Raw genomic sequence first — 17,366 nt, 5'->3', positions numbered from 1 at the left:
GAGCCGTCCTGATTCAGTTGGACTCAACAGCCAAACAGCAGTGAAGGGAGATGGCCATGGCAAAGACATTGGCCGAGAAAGTCTGGGACGCGCACGTGGTGCGCAAAGGCGACGGCGAAGGAGCCAACGCCCAGCCCGACCTCCTCTTTATCGATCTCCACCTGGTCCACGAAGTTACCTCCCCGCAGGCCTTCGAAGGGCTGCGGCTCGCCGGCCGCCCGCTGCGCCGGCCGGACCTGACCATTGCCACCGAGGACCACAACACCCCCACGCTGGACATCGACAAGCCGATTGCCGACCTCACCAGCCGGACCCAGATCCAGACCCTGCGCAACAACTGCGCCGAGTTCGGCGTCCGCCTGCACAGCCTCGGCGACGCCGAACAGGGCATCGTCCACGTGGTCGGCCCGCAGCTCGGCCTGACCCAACCCGGCATGACGGTGGTCTGCGGCGACTCGCACACCTCCACCCACGGCGCCTTCGGCGCGCTGGCCATGGGTATCGGCACCTCCGAGGTGGAGCACGTCATGGCCACCCAGACCCTGTCCCTTAAGCCCTTCAAGACCATGGCCATCAACGTCGAGGGCACGTTGCGCCCGGGCGTCACGGCCAAGGACATCATCCTCGCCGTGATCGCCCAGATCGGCACCGGCGGCGGCCAGGGCTACGTCCTGGAATACCGCGGCTCCGCCATCCGCGCGCTCTCCATGGAAGCCCGGATGACCATCTGCAACATGTCCATCGAGGCCGGCGCCCGGGCCGGTATGGTGGCCCCGGACGAGACCACCTACGAGTACATGAAGGGCCGCCCCCACGCGCCTGAAGGCGCGGACTGGGACGCCGCCGTCGAGTACTGGAACACGCTGCGTACCGACGACGACGCCACCTTCGACGTGCAGGTGGACCTGGACGCCAACACGCTTGAGCCGTTCGTCACCTGGGGCACCAACCCGGGCCAGGGTGTGTCCCTGTCCGGGTCCGTCCCGTCACCGGAGGACTTCGGCGACGAAAACGCCAAGGCCGCTGCCGAGCGCGCCCTGCAGTACATGGGACTCGAAGCCGGCACGCCCATGAAGGACATCCGCGTGGACACCGTCTTCCTGGGCTCCTGCACCAACTCCCGGATGGAGGACCTGCGCGCCGCTGCCGACATCATCCGCGGCCGGCAAAAGGACCCCAACATCCGGATGCTGGTGGTCCCGGGCTCCGCCCGCGTCCGGCTCGAAGCGGAAGCCGAGGGGCTGGACAAGGTCTTCAAGGACTTTGGTGCCGAGTGGCGCTTTGCCGGCTGCTCCATGTGCCTGGGCATGAACCCGGACCAGCTGGAAGTGGGGGAGCGTTGCGCCTCAACCTCCAACCGCAACTTCGAGGGCCGGCAGGGCAAGGGCGGCCGCACCCATCTGGTTTCCCCGGTGGTGGCAGCAGCCACTGCCGTCCGGGGCACGCTCAGCTCGCCGTCGGACCTTGACCCGGCTCCCGAGCCGGCGGTTCAGCCTGTCGAAACCCCATCCGCAAGCCACGCAGCCTAGGACAGCACCATGGAAAAGTTCACCAAGCACACCGGCGTTGGCGTCCCGCTGCGCCAGAGCAACGTCGACACCGACCAGATCATCCCGGCGGTGTACCTCAAGCGCATCACCCGGACCGGGTTCGAGGACGCCCTGTTCTCCGCCTGGCGGAAAGACCCCTCGTTCATCCTGAACCAGGAGCCCTACACTACCGGTTCGGTGCTCGTGGCAGGCCCGGACTTTGGCACCGGTTCCTCCCGCGAACACGCCGTCTGGGCGCTGAAGGACTACGGTTTCAAGGCCGTCCTGTCTTCCCGCTTCGCCGACATCTTCCGCGGCAATTCCGGCAAGCAGGGCCTACTGGCCGCCCAGGTGGCCCAGGATGACATTGAACTGATCTGGAAAGAGCTGGAAAACGCGCCCGGAACCGAAGTCACGGTGGACCTTGAGTCAAAGACCGTCGTGTGCGGCCCCATCGTGGCGCCTTTCGAGATCGACGACTACACCCGTTGGCGGCTGCTGGAAGGCCTGGACGACATCGGGCTGACCCTCCAGCATGAAGCCGACATCACGGCCTACGAGGCCACCCGGCCCAGCTTCAAGCCGAAGACGCTTCCCGCCCGGCTGTCCTAGCACGCAGGAACGGGCCCGGCGGCAGGAAATACCCCGCCACGGACTGCCGCCGGTGCCCGCTTATTTCGGTTCGGTAACACGACCTCCTATGCTTGGTTGGAGCCTTTGCAAGGATTTGTGGGCTAGTGATCGTGAGGAAACCGGTATATGAGTAGTGTTCTGACAATCCGCGGCGGAGTCCCGCTTACAGGCCGCGTCAGCGTCCGCGGGGCAAAGAATCTTGTACCGAAGGCCATGGTGGCAGCACTGCTGGGCAACGAACCCTCGGTGTTGCGCAACGTGCCGGAGATCAAGGACGTCGAGGTCGTCACGTCCCTGCTGAAGCTGCATGGCGTGACCGTGGAGAAGGACCCGGTCAGCGGAGACCTTACCCTCGATCCGACGTCGGCGAAGACGGCCTCAAGCACCGCCATCGATGCGCACGCCGGCGATTCCCGGATCCCCATCCTGCTGTGCGGCCCCCTGATCCACGCCATTGGGGAAGCGTTCATCCCCGACCTCGGCGGCTGCAAGATCGGCGACCGCCCCATCGACTACCACCTGGACGTCCTGCGCCAGTTTGGCGCCGTCGTGGAAAAGCGCCCCGGCGGGATCCACATCTCGGCACCCAAGGGACTGCACGGAGCCAAGATCTCGCTGCCGTACCCGTCCGTCGGAGCCACCGAGCAGGTCCTCCTCAGCGCCACCCGCGCGGAAGGCATCACGGAACTCTCCGGTGCCGCCACCGAGCCCGAGGTCATCGACCTGATCGCCGTGCTGCAGAAGATGGGCGCCATCATCAGCGTCCAGACGGACCGGACCATCCGCATTGAGGGCGTCCGCGATCTGGGCGGCTACAACCACCGGGCGCTCTCGGACCGCAACGAGTCCGCGTCCTGGGCCTCGGCCGCCCTGGTTACCCGCGGCGACATCTTCGTTGAAGGCGCATCCCAGCGCGACATGATGACCTTCCTGAACACCTACCGCAAAGTGGGCGGCGGAATGGACATCGGCGAGGACGGCATCCGGTTCTACCACAAGGGCGGCAAGCTCAACCCGCTGGTCCTTGAAACAGACGTGCACCCCGGGTTCATGACGGACTGGCAGCAGCCGCTGGTGGTCGCGCTGACCCAGGCCGAGGGCGTATCAATCGTCCACGAAACGGTATACGAGAACCGCTTCGGCTTCACCGACGCCCTCATCCGCATGGGCGCCAGCATCCAGGTCCACCGGGAGTGCCTCGGCAGCGTCCCGTGCCGGTTCGGCCAGCGCAACTTCCTGCACTCGGCCGTTATCTCCGGTCCCACCCAGCTCAAGGGAACGGATATCGACGTGCCGGACCTGCGCGGCGGGTTCAGCCATCTCATCGCCGCCCTGGCCGCCACCGGAACTTCCCGGGTCACGGGCATCGACATCATCAACCGCGGCTACGAGCGCTTCACCGAAAAGCTCGCCGGCCTCGGTGCCGACTTCGACATCGCCACCACGAAGTAGCGGCGGACCGTGAAGGAAACTGCCAAAAGCAGGGCCACGTTTGTGTTCATCGCCGGGATCGCCCGCCCGCTGCTGAACCTCATGATGGCCAAGAAATGGGAAGGCACCGAGAAACTGCCTGCCGGCGGCTTCATTGCCGCGCCCAACCACTGCACCGAGATCGATCCCCTGGTTGTGGGCCACATGCTTTACAACCAAGGGCGTGCCCCGCACTTCCTGGCCAAGGCCGGCCTGTTCAAAGTCCCCGGCCTGGGCTGGCTCCTGAACGCCACCAAGCAGGTCCCCGTTGAGCGTTCGACGACGGGCGCGAACCGGTCGCTGCAGGTGGCCCAGGAGATCGTGGCCGAGGGCGGAGCAATCATCATCTATCCGGAGGGCACATTGACCCGCGACCCCGCACTCTGGCCCATGAAAGGCCATACGGGTGCGGCCAGGCTCGCCCTTGAAGGCGGAATTCCCGTCGTGCCGATCGCCCACTGGGGCGCCCATGAGGTGTTCCCCCGCTACGGCAAGCGGTTCCACGTGTTCCCGCGGAAGCTCTCCCGGGTAGTGGTGGGGGACCCGGTGGACCTCAGCGCCTTCAGCGGCCGCCCGTTGGACAAAGCGACGCTGACCGAAGCCACCGAGGTCATCATGGCCGCGATCACCGGCCTGCTGGCGGGCCTCCGCGGCGAACAGCCGCCGGCCGAACGCTGGGATCCGGCCAAGCAGCAACAAGCCAAGCACGGCCGGTTCATCGACCGCGGACAGCCCGGCCCGGAAACGGAAGCACAGTGACCGTTGACCGAAAGCCGGGATCGGCCCGGACCGTGGCTGTCCTGGGCGCCGGTTCGTGGGGGACCACCTTCGCCAAGATCCTCGCAGACGCAGCCGGGGCCGCCGGCAGCCCGCGCGGGATCAAGGTGTGGGGCAGGCGCGCCGAGGTGGTGGACCAGATCAACCGGGACCACCGCAACAGCGACTACCTCAAGGACATCGTCCTGCCCGCCAGCATCACCGCTTCCACCGACGTCCGGGAGGTGCTGGCCGGGGCCGATCTTGTGGTGGTGGCCGTCCCTGCCCAATCCCTCCGCCCGCAGCTGCGGGAGTGGAAGGACATGATCGAGCCCGGAGCCGTCGTCGTATCCCTCATGAAGGGCCTCGAACTTGGCACGGATGCCCGCATGAGCGAGGTCATCAGCCAGGAACTGGGCCTGCCGCCCGAACGCATCGCCGTGGTCTCCGGACCCAACCTGGCCATGGAAATCGCGCGCGAAGAGCCGACGGCGTCGGTAGTGGCCTGCACGGATTCCGCGACCGCCGGATGGCTCGCACGGACCTGCACGGCACCGTACTTCCGTCCCTACACCACGTCGGACGTCGTCGGGGTCGAAATCGGCGGCATCGTCAAGAACGTGATCGCGCTGGCCGTGGGCATCTGCGAAGGCAAGGAAATGGGAGACAACACCAAAGCCTCGGTCATTACCCGCGGCCTGGCGGAGACCTCCCGCCTTGCGCTGGCCCTCGGCGGCGAAGCCAAGACCATGGCCGGCCTTGCCGGGCTCGGGGACCTGGTGGCGACCTGCTCATCCGCGTTGTCCCGCAACCACACCGCCGGCCGGCTCCTCGGCCAGGGGCTGACCCTGGAGGAGGTGGGCCGCAAAATGACCCAGACCGCCGAAGGCATCAAGTCCGGCCAGGCCGTGCACGAACTTGCCGGTAAGCTCGGCGTCGAAATGCCTATCACCGCCGCCGTCGTCGCGGTGCTGGCAGGCAAGCTGTCCGTTGACCAACTGGGGCCCGTCCTGCTGTCCCGGGAATTGAAACCTGAAGGCGATCACTGACCATGTCCCAAGACACACCCACCACAGGGGAAACGGCGAGCAGCAGGAAACCGCGGGTAGCCGTGCTGTTCGGCGGCCGTTCCAGCGAGCACGCCGTAAGTTGCGTGACGGCAGCCGGCGTGCTCGGCGCCATCGACAGGGACAAGTACGAGGTCATCCCGATCGGGATCGCCAAGACCGGGCAATGGGTCCTGGCACCGGCCGATACCGCGCAATGGTCCCTGGCGGCCTCATCGTTGCCGGAAGTTTCGCCGTCTGCCGAGACCGTGACCCTGGCCGAGATCGGCGGCGAACACCAGTTGATTGTCGCTTCCCCCAACGAAGTACCCCAGGAACTGGGTGCCGTGGACGTCGTCTTCCCGCTCCTGCACGGACCCTTCGGCGAAGACGGCACCATCCAGGGGCTCCTGGAACTGTCGGACACCCGCTACGTCGGCGCCGGCGTCCTGGCTTCCGCCGTCGGCATGGACAAGCACTACATGAAAGTGGTCTTCGAAGCCGCCGGGCTCCGCGTTGGCCCCTACCTGGCGGTCACCGACAGGCAATGGCGCAATGACCCCGAATCCGTCCGCAAACAGGTGGACCGGCTGGGCTTCCCCGTCTTCGTCAAGCCCGCACGCGCTGGATCATCCATGGGCATTTCCAAAGTGGACTCCCTCGACGAGCTCGACGCCGCGATTGAGGAAGCACGCCGGCACGACCTCAAACTGGTCATCGAGGCCGGAATCGTGGGACGCGAAATTGAGTGCGCGGTCTTGGAAGGCAGGGGAACGGACGCTCCCCGGACCTCCATGCCGGGGGAGATATCAGTCGCCGGCGGCACCCACGAGTTCTATGATTTCAACGCCAAGTACGTCGAGGACGATGCTGCCGCGCTGAGTTGCCCGGCGGACATTCCGGCGGAAGCCATCTCAAGGGTACGTGAGCTCGCTGCGCTGGCCTTCGATGCCGTGGGCGCTGAGGGCTTGAGCCGGATCGACTTCTTCTACACCCCCGACGGCGAGCTGATCATCAATGAGATCAACACCATGCCCGGGTTCACGCCCAAGAGCATGTACCCGCAAATGTGGGCGGCCTCGGGACTTGGCTACGCAGACCTGATCGATGAGCTCATCCACCTGGCGCTGCACCGGAAGACCGGCCTCCGCTGAGGCCTCGGGCTGGACTGCGGGCCCATCCCGGTGGGTGGGCCCGCAGAACCTACTTGCTCTGCGGGAGGTTCTGCAGGTCTTCCTGGCCCACGCAGTTCCGCACCGACGGGACCTTCGCCGCGGCGCCTGCCAGGTCCGCAAGGACGGTTGCGGAGCTGATCTTGTCCGGGTCCATCAGGATCTCGGTGGCCGGTTCCCGGCCGTAAGTGGTCAGCGTCCACACCGGGTCGCCTTCCTTGATGACCCAGTCGACGCCGTTGACGGTCACACAGCGGTCCGTCGTCGGACCCGGTACGTTGACGCCGCAGCGGAGGATGACCAGCGACGGATCACCCCACGCGGCAGTTGCCTGGCTGTTGGTCTTTCGCAGCCGGGAATCGCCGATCGCATCCGGCAGGGCCACCATCATCGGCGCGCAGGCAGGGTTTGCCGCGTCCTTGGCGGCGGTAACGTCGACGGCGGGGGAGCACGCAGTCATGGACAGGGCAACGACTGCCCCAAAAACTGCCATCCTGGTGGCGCGGGCGGTCAGGGGCAGCTGGGGATGGTGCATGGTTCCAGCCTATCGCCGCCGGCGCCCCCGCCAGGACACGATGTCGGCCGGTCGCGGTAGCGTAGTGGCGTGCCTGAAGACCTCCGAAACCGCGTTGACCGCCAGCCCACCGTCGCGGGCCTTTCCGAATCAGACCTGCTGGCCCGGATCTTTCCGCGCCTGCGGATGGCGGGCTCCCACACGGCAAGCACGCTGCTGGGCCCCGGAGACGATGCCGCCATCGTCGCTGCCCCGGACGGCAGGGCCGTGGTCAGCATCGACACCCAAGTCCAGGACCAGGATTTCCGACTCCTCTGGCCCAACGGCTACCGCACCACAGGATTCGACGTCGGGTGGAAAGCCGCCGCACAGAACCTCAGCGACATCAACGCGATGGGTGCCACCGCCACCTCGATGGTGGTCAGCCTCACCCTGCCGGTGGACACGCCGGTCAGCTGGGTGGAAGACCTGGCGGACGGCCTGAGAGCCGGAATCCAGGCCCTCGGAGCCACCGGGTGTTCCGTTGCCGGCGGGGACCTGGGCCGAGGCCGCGAAATTTCCGTGACGGTCGCCGTCCTGGGATCGCTCGACGGCGGCCGGGCTGTCCTGCGTTCCGGGGCCCGGCCGGGAGACATCCTGGCCTTGGCGGGAACCGTCGGGCACGCCGCTGCCGGCCTGGCCCTGCTGGAATCCGGCATCGCCGCGGACACCCTCGGCCCCGCCGAACGGATCTACCCCGAGCTGCAGTGCCGGCCCCGGCCGCCCCTGTGGGCAGGACCGGCTGCACGGGCGGCGGGGGCGACTGCCATGCTTGATATCTCGGACGGACTCCTGCGGGACGGGCACCGGCTGGCGGCCGCCAGCAACGTCGCCGTTGACCTCGATCCCGCCCGGCTGGCGCACCTTGCCGAACTGCTGCGCCCGGCCGCGACCCTCCTGGACGCGGACCCGGCACCCTGGGTGCTGGCCGGCGGCGAGGACCACGGCCTGCTGGCCACTTTCCCGGCCGGTATTCAGCTGCCACCCGGATTCACTGCGATAGGCTCGGTACATGCACTCGGAACCGACGAAGGCCCGGGCGTCCTGATAGCGGGCCGGGCCGCGGACACCGGGGGATGGGATCACTTTGCACACTAAGGTTGCCGCCAACGCGCTGGCGATGAAGAGGTGGCTGGGCAAGGCGGAAACGGCCCTGGGCAACCACAGCGACCGGCTCAACGCCATCAACATCTTCCCGGTGGCCGACGGCGATACCGGTACCAACCTCTACCTCACCGTTCGCGCCGCAGCCCGCTCGCTGGTGCTCGCCGACGACCAGCCCGCCCCGGTGGACGTCGGTGAAGTCCTCGCCACGGCAGGGCAGGCGGCCATGGAGGAAGCCCGGGGAAACTCCGGCACCCTCTTCTCCGTGTTCCTGTGCGCAGCGGCCGAGCCCCTGGCCGGCCACACCAGGGTGACGTCCACGCTCCTGTCGGCCGCACTGAACCGCGCCCAGATCCGCGCCTGGTCCGCCCTCAGCGATCCCGTCCCCGGAACCATGCTTTCCGTCATGGAAGCAGCCGCCCGCGCCGCGGCCGCCGTGGACGCGGCCCAGGACGGGGACGACAGCAACCACGCGCTGGGCCTTGCCCTGGACGCCGCGGTGGAGGGGGCCCTGGCAGCGGTGATCCACACCGAAGAGCAGCTCGATGCCCTGCAGTCCGCCCACGTCGTCGATGCCGGCGGGGTGGGAATGCTGCTCATCCTGGACTGCCTGCGCTCGGCGGTCCTGGGCGAGGAACTGCAGAACGAACTCCTCGACGGCCTGCACGGCTACGACGTCTCCGATCCCCACATCCACACCGCCATGCCCGACGCCGACGGCGTGGAAGTCATGTGCACCATCAGCCTGTCGCCGCTGGACGCCGCCACCCTCCGGCAGCGCCTGGACGAAATCGGCGAGTCCGTCATCATGAGCCAGGTGGGCGGCGGAGTTGACCCGGACGGGAAGTACCGGTGGCGGGTGCATGTGCACGTGCCGCACCCGGACCAGGCCGTCGCCGTCATCAGGTCCCTGGGCGAGCCGTCCCAGATCAGCGTCAGCGAACTTGCGCTGCCCCGGGACCCGGACATGGACGCAGTGAACACCGGCGGGCATGAACGCTGAGCTCGACTTGGCCCTGGAGCGGCGCATCGGCAAGCGCTCGGCAGCGGTCATTGAGAAACACCTCGGGATCACCACCGTGGACGGACTCCTGAATTACTTCCCGCGCCGTTACATGAGCCGCGGTGAGCTGACCCCCATCAGTGAGCTGCCGCTGGACGAGGACGTCACCCTGATCGCCCGGGTGCTGTCCAGCAGCACGCGCACCATGCAGGCCCGCCGGGGAACCATCACCGACGTCATCGTCTCCGACGACGACGGTCAGCAGGGGCTCCGGCTGGTGGGCGGCCGGGACTTCCGCGGAAAGGTGCCCGGAACCCTCAAAATCAGCTTCTTTAACGGGTACAAAGCCAAAACAGAACTCCTGCAGGGGCGGCGGGCCCTGTTTTCCGGGAAGGTCACCAGTTTCAAGGGACAACTGGGCCTGACAAACCCCGATTTCCAGCTGGTGGACGACGATCCGTTCACCGACAGTGGCCAGGACCCGGAGAAACTCGCCGCCATGCCCATCCCGGTGTACCCGGCAACCGCCAAGCTTCCCAGCTGGAAGATCCAGAAGACCATCGCCACGCTCCTGGAGACACTCGACCTCGACGCCCTGCCGGACCCGGTGCCAACCGAGGTTTCCGCCCGTGAAGGGTTTCTGCCGGTGTCCCGCGCCTACCGGTTGATCCACGTACCCGAGTCCGCCGACGACTGGCGCAGGGCCCGGGACCGCCTCCGCTACCACGAGGCCTTGGTGCTGCAGTCAGCGCTGGCGCGGCGCCGCGCCCAGCTCGCTGCCGAGGAAGCCACGGCCCGCCGCCCGGTGGGCGACGGCCTCCTGGCCGCCTTCGACGCCAACCTGCCGTTCACGCTCACAGCCGGCCAATCCGCCGTCGGCCAAACCCTCGCCGCGGAACTGGCGCGCGACACCCCCATGAACCGGCTGCTGCAGGGCGAGGTCGGCTCGGGCAAGACCGTCGTGGCGCTGCGTGCCATGCTGCAGGTCATCGACGCCGGCGGGCAGGCCGCGCTCCTGGCCCCTACCGAAGTGCTCGCGGCCCAGCATTTTGACTCCATCCGGCGCAGCCTTGGCGCGCTGTCCGGCGACGGCCTGCTGGGCGGTCTGGCCGGCGGAAGCGGCGTTTCCGTGCAGGTCACGCTGCTGACCGGCTCCATGCCCACCGCGGCGCGCAGGCAAGCCATGCTGGATGCCGCCTCCGGGACGGCCGGGATCATCATCGGCACCCACGCGCTCCTGGGTGACAACGTCTCCTTCTACGACCTCGGACTCATCGTGGTGGACGAGCAGCACCGTTTCGGCGTGGAGCAGCGCGACGCCCTGCGGGCCAAGGCGCGCAAGCCCCCGCACCTGCTGGTCATGACAGCCACCCCCATCCCGCGGACCGTTGCCATGACGGTTTTCGGGGACCTGGAGACGTCAACCCTCAGCGAACTGCCCAAAGGCCGGGCCCCGATCACCACCCACCTCGTGGGCCTCGCGGAGAATCCCGCCTGGGCCGCGCGGATCTGGGCGCGCGCCCGCGAGGAGATCGATGCCGGGCGCCAGGTGTACGTGGTCTGTCCCAAGATCGGGACGGACGACGACGGCGACTTCAGCCCCGGCGAAGCCGCACCTCCGGGGGCGGAGGGAGAGGAAGGGCGGGAGCTTGCGTCCGTCACCGCTGTCGTGGAGCATTTGCTGGCCGAGCCGTCCCTTGCAGGGGTGCCGCTTGCCCCGCTGCACGGACGCCAGGAGCCGGAGCTGAAGACGGAGACGATGGCCGGCTTCACCGCCAACCGCATCAAGCTGCTCGTCTCCACCACCGTGATCGAAGTGGGCGTGGATGTGCACAACGCCACCCTGATGGTCATCCTGGACGCCGACAGGTTTGGGATCTCGCAGCTGCACCAGCTCCGCGGGCGCGTCGGCCGTGGCGGACTGCCCGGCACCTGCCTGCTGGTCACCGCCCTGGAGCCGGGGCATCCCAGCCGGCGGCGGCTGGAAGCCGTGGTGGCCACCACGGACGGGTTCGTCCTCTCGCAGGAAGACCTCAAGCTGCGCCGCGAAGGCGATATCCTGGGCGCTTCCCAGTCCGGCGGACGTTCCACCCTTAAACTCCTGCGCGTCCTCGAACACGAAGACGTCATCGCCCGGGCAAGGGAAGACGCCCAGCACATCGTCGGCGGGGACCCGTTGCTGGCGGGCCACCCCGAACTCGCCGACGCCATCGAGAAGTACCTCAACCCCGAGAAGGAGGCGTTCCTTGAACGCGGTTAGCACGGCAGGGCCCCAGGGCGCGGACGGACGGCGGCGGCCGCGATGACACGGATAATCTCCGGCGCCGCGGGCGGTACCCCGCTGAACGCGGTCCCGGGTTCCTTGACCCGGCCCACCACCGACCGCGTCAAGGAAGCGCTGTTCTCCCGGCTCGACGCTTTTGGCGTGATCTCGGGAGCCAGGGTTCTGGACCTGTACGCGGGCTCCGGATCCCTGGGGGTGGAAAGTGCCAGCAGGGGAGCGCAGTCCGTGGATTTGGTGGAGTCCGACGCCAAGGCCAGCGCGGTGTGCCAGCGCAATGCGGACCTCATCGACGGCGTGCTTGGCCGCAAGACCGTCAGCGTGCACCGGGCCAGGGTGGAGCCCTTCCTTGACCGCGCGCCCGGCAACGCTGCCTGGGACCTCGTGTTCCTGGACCCGCCCTATCCCCTGGAGGAAGCGGCGCTGGCCGCGGTACTCCAAAAGCTCGCCGGCCACCTGGCGGCAGGGGCTGTGGTGGTGGTGGAGCGGTCCTCGCGTTCTCCGGAGCCCGAGTGGCCCGATGGGATGGCACGGTTTGCGGACAAGAAGTACGGCGAGACCCGGTTGTGGTTCGCCGAGCCGTCGGTGCCCGATGCCATCTCCGCCGACGACCTGCCGGACGGGACCGAGGGGTAGGGCCTGGCCTTAGGCCGAGAAGGGGTCCAGGTCCACGCCGGACAGGACCCGGGCAGGGTGGGGGCCACGGGCCGCCAGCTCTGTTGTCCACGACCCCGGCCAGGGGCCCTGCGTTCCTGCCAGAATGACGTTTCCCGGGTACCGTGCCTCGAACATTCCGGCTTCCCCGAACGCGGCAACATCGGCCATGGCCTCGCGCATGGCCGCCACCTGGCTCCTGACCAGCGTGAGGGCGGGCTCGTCGCCCACATTGACGATCAGCACCCCGTCCGGGCTCAGCCGTCCCCGCGCCTCCCGGTAGAAACCACTGGACGCGATGTGGGCAGGCGCCTCCGGCCCGGAAAAGATGTCCAGGATGACGACGTCGAATGCCAGTCCCGGGGCCAGCGTGCCTAGTGCCTCCCGGGCATCGCCGATCATCGTGGTCAGGTCCGTGCCTTCGGGCAGGGGCAGGTGCCGCAAGACAAAGTCCAGCAGTTCGCGTTCCAGCTCCACCGCGTACTGCGGTGAGCCGGGCCGGGTGGCCTGGATGTAGCGCGCAAGGGTCAGCGCACCGGCGCCCAGGTGCAGGGCTTTCACCGGTTCCCCTGACGGTGCGGCGAGATCCACCAGGTGGCCGATCCTGCGCAGGTATTCGTAGAAAATCTCGTCGGGCCGGCTGAGGTTGACATGGGACTGTTCCGCTCCGCCGATGCTGAGCACATAGCCGCCGTCCGTGAACGTGTCCGGTTCGATGGTGGCGTGCTGTCCGGTGGTCCGCAGGAACCGGCTCGCAGGTCCCGCGACGCCGCCGGACATCAGAGCCTGCCGCGGAGCTTTGCCAGCCGCGAGGCGGCCTGCTCCAGGACATCGGTCTTCTTGCAGAAGGCGAAGCGCAGCAGGCTTCTTGTCCGTTCCGCACCCTCGGGGTGGCAGAACACGGGGACCGGGATGGCGGCAACTCCCACCAACGCCGGCAGGCGCCGGGCGAGGTCCAGGGCATCGGTGATGCCGAGCGGTGCGGTGTCCACGTTGACGAAGTAGGTGCCGCGGGGCGTGAAGACATCGAACCCGGCGTCCCTGAGTCCCGCGCTGAGGATGTCCCGTTTTTTCTCCAGGGTGGCCGCAATGCCGTGGAAGAAAGCGTCCGGCTGGCCCAGGCCCGTGGCGATTGCCGCCTGGAACGGGGTCCCGGAACTGTAGGTGAGGAATTGCTTCACGGTACGCACCGTGGCCACCAGGTCCTCCGGCCCGGTGAGCCAGCCCACCTTCCATCCCGTCAGTGAGAACGTCTTCCCCGCGGAGGAGATGGTGATGGTGATCCCGGCGGCTCCGGGCAGCGTTGCCACCGGGATATGGGGGACGCCGAACGTCAGGTGCTCGTACACCTCGTCGGTGACGATGATGCTTCCGTGCTTGGCTGCAAGGTCCACGACGCGCTGCAGCACGGCTTCCGGAAAAACGGCGCCGGTGGGATTGTGCGGGTTGTTCAGCAGGACCACCCGGGTGCGGTCGCTGAATGCCGATTCCAGGGCGGAGAGGTCGGGCATGAAGTCCGGCGCGGCCAGCGGCACGGTCACATGGGTGGCGCCCGTGAGGCCGATGACCGCACCGTAGGAGTCATAGAAGGGTTCGAACGTCAGGACTTCATCGCCGGGCCCGGCGAACGCCAGCAGCGAGGCAGCGATGCCTTCGGTGGCCCCGGTGGTGATGATGACCTCCGTGGCGGGATCGGGCGTCAACCCGTAGAAGCGTTCCTGGTGCGCGGCCACCGCCTCGCGGAGTTCGGGGATGCCTCTGCCGGGTGCGTACTGGTTGGCTCCGGCGGCGATGGCCGCACGCGCCGCCTCCCTGATCTCCAGCGGCCCGTCCTCGTCCGGGAAGCCCTGGCCCAGGTTGATGGCACCGGTCCGGACGGCAAGGGTGGTCATCTCTTCGAAGATGGTGACCCCCAGTCCGCCGTCGGGCGCCAGCAGGTTGGCGCCGAGCGCGGTCCGCTGCCAGGGAGCAGGTGCCAGGGGCGTGGAATGTTCCCGTGGAGGATGCATCCAGTCATGGTATCCCGGCCTTTCCATGGGGTAGGTTCGGAGCATGAGACGCGCTGTGTGCCCCGGATCCTTCGACCCCATCCACAACGGCCATCTCGAAGTCATTGCCAGGGCGGCCGGCCTTTTTGATGAGGTCATCGTGGCCATCTCCACCAACTACGCCAAGAAGTACATGTTCACCTTGGAAGAGCGGCTGGACATGGCGCGCGAGACGTTGGCTTCGCTCAAGGGGATCGTGGTGGAGCCTGTCGGCGCGGGACTCCTGGCGGAATACTGCCGCCACCGTGGGGTGTCCGCCATCGTCAAAGGGCTGCGCTCGTCGTCGGATTTTGACTACGAGCTGCCCATGGCGACGATGAACCGGCAGCTGAGCGGGGTGGAAACGGTGTTCCTCCCGGCGGAAGCCAGCTACGTCCACTTGTCGTCCACCCTGATCAAGGAGGTGGCGGCACTGGGCGGGAGCGTCTCCGATTACGTGCCCCGCTCGGTGCACCGCCGCCTGGTGACCGGCGAGCCTGGCCCGGATCAGCAGCCAAGACGGTAGGATGGATGGGTACTTCGGCGCCGCCGCATGCCGGTTTGAGTCACCATGGCTCTTCAGGCTAAGATGGTACGTCGGTCATATGTTCAACAGGAGTTCTCATTAAAAGAGATGCTGGTTCGCCCCTGGCGTTCGACGTCAAGGACCTCGGGCGCAGCCCGGGAAGCATGCGGACACTGAAGGAACATGTACCCGCACCGGGTGATCTTGGTGTGGCGCTCATTGGTGTTCAGGAAGGCTCGGATGTCGAGCTCGACCTGAGGCTTGAGGCCGTACACGAAGGAATTCTGGTATCAGGAACCGCAGCCGTCGAAGTAACCGGCGAATGCGGCCGATGCCTGGATCCCCTTGCGTATGACCTTGAGGTCAATGTGCAAGAACTTTTCTTCTATGAAGGCGCTGAGCTTTCGGACGGAGAAGAAGATGAAGAGCAACGTCGAGTCGAGCACGATGTAATCGATCTTGAACCGGTGTTGCGGGACGCGGTTGTCACCAACCTGCCGTTCCAGCCGGTGTGCCGGGAAGACTGCCAGGGCCTTTGCTCCGAATGCGGAGTTCGCCTGGAAGACGAGCCGGGGCACCACCACGAGGTCCTGGATCCTCGCTGGGCTGCCCTAGCTGATATGGCTAAGCCTGACCGGCAAAATTGATTTGTACGTGTTTGTCTAGAGAGAAATGAGTTAGCCGTGGCTGTTCCCAAGCGGAAAATGTCTCGCTCGAATACCCGCGCCCGCCGCTCGCAGTGGAAGGCGACCGCCCCCCACCTGGTGAAGACCGTTGAGAACGGCCAGGTCACCTACAGCCTGCCGCACCAGGCAAAGGTCGTTACCGACTCTGCTGGCACCGCGCTGTTCCTTGAGTACAAGGGCCGCAAGGTCGCTGACGTCTAATCGGCCCAACAGGCTGACTGATGTCGTCAACTGAAGAGCTTCTGAAGCGTCTCGGTGTCTCTATTGACGCCGGGACGCTTCGTCTTGCGCTCACCCACCGTTCGTATGCCTACGAGAATGGCGGCATACCCACCAACGAGCGGCTCGAGTTCCTGGGGGACTCCATCCTGGGCTTCTCCGTGACCGATGCCCTGTACCGGGACAACCCGGACCTGCCCGAAGGCGAGCTCGCCAAGCGCCGGTCCGCCGTCGTCAGCACCCGTGCCCTGGCCGGCATTGGACGCAGCCTGGGCATTGGCGAATACATCTACCTGGGGCAGGGCGAAAAGCTCACCCACGGGAAGAACAAGGCCTCTATCCTCGCGGACACCATGGAGGCCCTGATCGGCGCCACCTACGTCTCCAACGATATCGAGACCGCCCGCCAGCTGGTTATGCGGCTGATCGGCCCGATGCTGAAGGATGCCGCCGTCCTGGGCGCCGGAACCGACTGGAAAACCAGCATCCAGGAACTGGCTGCCAGCCGGCAGCTCGGAAGCATCCACTACGCCGTGGACGGCTCGGGTCCGGACCACGCCCGCACGTTCACTGCCGTCCTGAGCATCGGCGGCAACGCCTACGGCAAGGGCTCCGGGCACTCCAAAAAGGAAGCCGAGCAGGAAGCGGCGGCCGACGCCTGGCGGGTGCTTTCCGGGGCTGAAGCCCACGATGCCGCTGGTACGTCCGCCGGCTCCGCAGCTGCTAAGTAGCCTCCGTGCCGGAACTGCCCGAGGTTGAGGTGGTGCGCCGCGGCCTGGTTCGCTGGGTCCGCGGCAGGACCATCCAAACCGTCGACGTCCTGGACCCGCGCTCCATCCGCCGCCACGCCCTTGGGGCCAGCGACTTCATCGGCAACCTTGAGGGCGCCACAGTGTCCGACGTCGTCCGACGCGGCAAATTCCTGTGGCTGCCGCTGACGGACAACGGCATGGCCGGGGCGGGACACGCCGAACAGCACCAGGCACCGGCGGTGGCACTGATGGCCCACTTGGGGATGAGCGGCCAGCTGTTGATGCAGGGCGTCGGCGTTCCCGACGAAAAACACCTCAAAGTACGGTTGGGGCTCAGTCCACGTGAGGGCATGCCGGACCAGCTGCGGTTCGTTGACCAACGGATTTTCGGCGGCCTTTTCGTTACTGCCCTGGTGCCTACGGAGGACGGCGGCCCCGGCGGTCTCGCCGAATCGCCGCTTCCGTTGATCGCAGCGGAGGCAGCCCATATTGCCCGGGACCCGCTGGACCCCGCATTCTCCTTCGACCTCTTCTACCAACGCCTCCGGAAACGCAAAACCGGGCTCAAACGGGCACTCCTGGATCAGGGGCTGGTGTCCGGGATCGGCAACATCTACGCCGACGAAGCCCTGTGGCGCGCAAAACTTCATTATGCGCGGGCCACCGACACGCTCCGCCGCGCCGAGGCCCAGCGGGTCCTCGACAGCGCCCGGGAGGTGATGCTGGACGCCCTGGCGGCCGGGGGCACCAGCTTCGACTCCCTGTACGTCAACGTCAACGGAGCCTCCGGCTACTTCGACAGGTCCCTCAACGCGTACGGACGCCAGGGCGAGCCCTGCAAACGCTGTGCCGCAGCGGGAATCCAGTCGATCATCCGCCGCGAGCAGTTCATGAACCGCTCGTCCCACACGTGCCCGGTCTGCCAGCCCCGGCCGCGGAACGGCCGCTGGTAGGT

At 67.1% G+C, this 17,366-nt stretch carries 18 protein-coding genes; 15 read left to right on the top strand and 3 right to left on the bottom strand.

The annotated features are described in order from the left end of the window. The first annotated feature begins 56 nt into the window (after positions 1-56). From leuC to C563_RS0100255, 6 genes are all read left to right on the top strand, one after another. Entirely contained in the window at positions 57-1,529 is a 1,473-nt protein-coding gene (leuC, locus tag C563_RS0100280) for a 3-isopropylmalate dehydratase large subunit (protein WP_026264223.1), read from the top strand. A 9-nt stretch (positions 1,530-1,538) separates the two neighbouring features. Next, entirely contained in the window at positions 1,539-2,141 is a 603-nt protein-coding gene (leuD, locus tag C563_RS0100275; protein WP_018760034.1) for a 3-isopropylmalate dehydratase small subunit, read from the top strand. Between the two features lie 147 nt (positions 2,142-2,288). Beyond that, positions 2,289-3,614 (top strand): UDP-N-acetylglucosamine 1-carboxyvinyltransferase, encoded by a 1,326-nt coding sequence (gene murA / locus C563_RS0100270; RefSeq protein WP_026264222.1) that lies wholly within the window; start codon positions 2,289-2,291, stop codon positions 3,612-3,614. A 9-nt stretch (positions 3,615-3,623) separates the two neighbouring features. Continuing rightward, positions 3,624-4,391 (top strand): lysophospholipid acyltransferase family protein, encoded by a 768-nt coding sequence (locus C563_RS0100265; RefSeq protein WP_026264221.1) that lies wholly within the window; start codon positions 3,624-3,626, stop codon positions 4,389-4,391. Continuing rightward, positions 4,388-5,437, top strand: coding sequence for an NAD(P)H-dependent glycerol-3-phosphate dehydrogenase (locus C563_RS0100260; protein ID WP_018760031.1), 1,050 nt, complete (start codon positions 4,388-4,390; stop codon positions 5,435-5,437). The genes C563_RS0100265 and C563_RS0100260 overlap by 4 nt, the downstream gene beginning before the upstream one ends. Before the next feature lie 2 nt (positions 5,438-5,439). Then, positions 5,440-6,588, top strand: coding sequence for a D-alanine--D-alanine ligase family protein (locus tag C563_RS0100255; protein WP_026264220.1), 1,149 nt, complete (start codon positions 5,440-5,442; stop codon positions 6,586-6,588). Positions 6,589-6,637: 49 nt separating this feature from the next. Here C563_RS0100255 and C563_RS0100250 read toward each other — a convergent pair whose 3' ends face one another. Beyond that, a complete protein-coding gene (locus C563_RS0100250; RefSeq protein ID WP_018760029.1) occupies positions 6,638-7,141 on the bottom strand; it encodes a DUF3515 domain-containing protein in 504 nt (167 codons plus the stop codon). 69 nt (positions 7,142-7,210) lie between these two features. On the opposite strand from C563_RS0100250, the gene thiL reads away from it, so the two are divergent. From thiL to rsmD, 4 genes are read left to right on the top strand one after another with little or no spacing between them, the layout of a single operon-like run. Continuing rightward, positions 7,211-8,257, top strand: coding sequence for a thiamine-phosphate kinase (gene thiL, locus C563_RS0100245; RefSeq protein WP_018760028.1), 1,047 nt, complete (start codon positions 7,211-7,213; stop codon positions 8,255-8,257). Between the two features lie 22 nt (positions 8,258-8,279). Continuing rightward, entirely contained in the window at positions 8,280-9,266 is a 987-nt protein-coding gene (locus tag C563_RS0100240; protein WP_018760027.1) for a DAK2 domain-containing protein, read from the top strand. Next, positions 9,256-11,526 carry an ATP-dependent DNA helicase RecG gene (locus C563_RS0100235; protein ID WP_018760026.1) on the top strand — a complete coding sequence of 757 codons (2,271 nt, stop codon included), beginning with the start codon at positions 9,256-9,258 and terminating at the stop codon, positions 11,524-11,526. The genes C563_RS0100240 and C563_RS0100235 overlap by 11 nt, the downstream gene beginning before the upstream one ends. Before the next feature lie 42 nt (positions 11,527-11,568). Then, entirely contained in the window at positions 11,569-12,183 is a 615-nt protein-coding gene (rsmD, locus tag C563_RS0100230) for a 16S rRNA (guanine(966)-N(2))-methyltransferase RsmD (protein ID WP_018760025.1), read from the top strand. Between the two features lie 9 nt (positions 12,184-12,192). Here rsmD and C563_RS0100225 read toward each other — a convergent pair whose 3' ends face one another. Together C563_RS0100225 and C563_RS0100220 are read right to left on the bottom strand one after the other, a co-directional pair. Then, positions 12,193-12,981 carry a spermidine synthase gene (locus tag C563_RS0100225; RefSeq protein WP_018760024.1) on the bottom strand — a complete coding sequence of 263 codons (789 nt, stop codon included), beginning with the start codon at positions 12,979-12,981 and terminating at the stop codon, positions 12,193-12,195. Beyond that, positions 12,981-14,210, bottom strand: coding sequence for an aminotransferase class I/II-fold pyridoxal phosphate-dependent enzyme (locus tag C563_RS0100220; protein ID WP_026264219.1), 1,230 nt, complete (start codon positions 14,208-14,210; stop codon positions 12,981-12,983). The genes C563_RS0100225 and C563_RS0100220 overlap by 1 nt, the downstream gene beginning before the upstream one ends. Positions 14,211-14,253: 43 nt before the next feature. On the opposite strand from C563_RS0100220, the gene coaD reads away from it, so the two are divergent. The 5 genes from coaD to mutM all read left to right on the top strand — a co-directional run bounded on the left by coaD (position 14,254) and on the right by mutM (position 17,364). Beyond that, positions 14,254-14,754, top strand: coding sequence for a pantetheine-phosphate adenylyltransferase (coaD, locus tag C563_RS0100215; RefSeq protein WP_026264218.1), 501 nt, complete (start codon positions 14,254-14,256; stop codon positions 14,752-14,754). 122 nt (positions 14,755-14,876) lie between these two features. After that, positions 14,877-15,401: a YceD family protein gene (locus C563_RS21980; RefSeq protein ID WP_081624091.1), complete on the top strand. Its 525-nt coding sequence runs from the start codon at positions 14,877-14,879 to the stop codon at positions 15,399-15,401. 36 nt (positions 15,402-15,437) lie between these two features. After that, positions 15,438-15,641 (top strand): 50S ribosomal protein L32, encoded by a 204-nt coding sequence (gene rpmF / locus C563_RS0100200; protein WP_009356569.1) that lies wholly within the window; start codon positions 15,438-15,440, stop codon positions 15,639-15,641. A gap of 20 nt (positions 15,642-15,661) precedes the next feature. Continuing rightward, positions 15,662-16,390 (top strand): ribonuclease III, encoded by a 729-nt coding sequence (gene rnc / locus C563_RS0100195; protein ID WP_018760019.1) that lies wholly within the window; start codon positions 15,662-15,664, stop codon positions 16,388-16,390. Between the two features lie 5 nt (positions 16,391-16,395). Then, on the top strand, positions 16,396-17,364 hold the full coding sequence (gene mutM, locus C563_RS0100190; RefSeq protein ID WP_018760018.1) for a bifunctional DNA-formamidopyrimidine glycosylase/DNA-(apurinic or apyrimidinic site) lyase: 969 nt from the start codon (positions 16,396-16,398) through the stop codon (positions 17,362-17,364). The last annotated feature ends 2 nt before the right edge of the window (positions 17,365-17,366 follow it).

It is taken from the genome of Arthrobacter sp. 135MFCol5.1 (assembly GCF_000374865.1).
Classification (GTDB): domain Bacteria; phylum Actinomycetota; class Actinomycetes; order Actinomycetales; family Micrococcaceae; genus Arthrobacter.
Note: the sequence above shows the minus strand (reverse complement) of the source record. Positions and strands in the feature narration are given on the sequence as shown.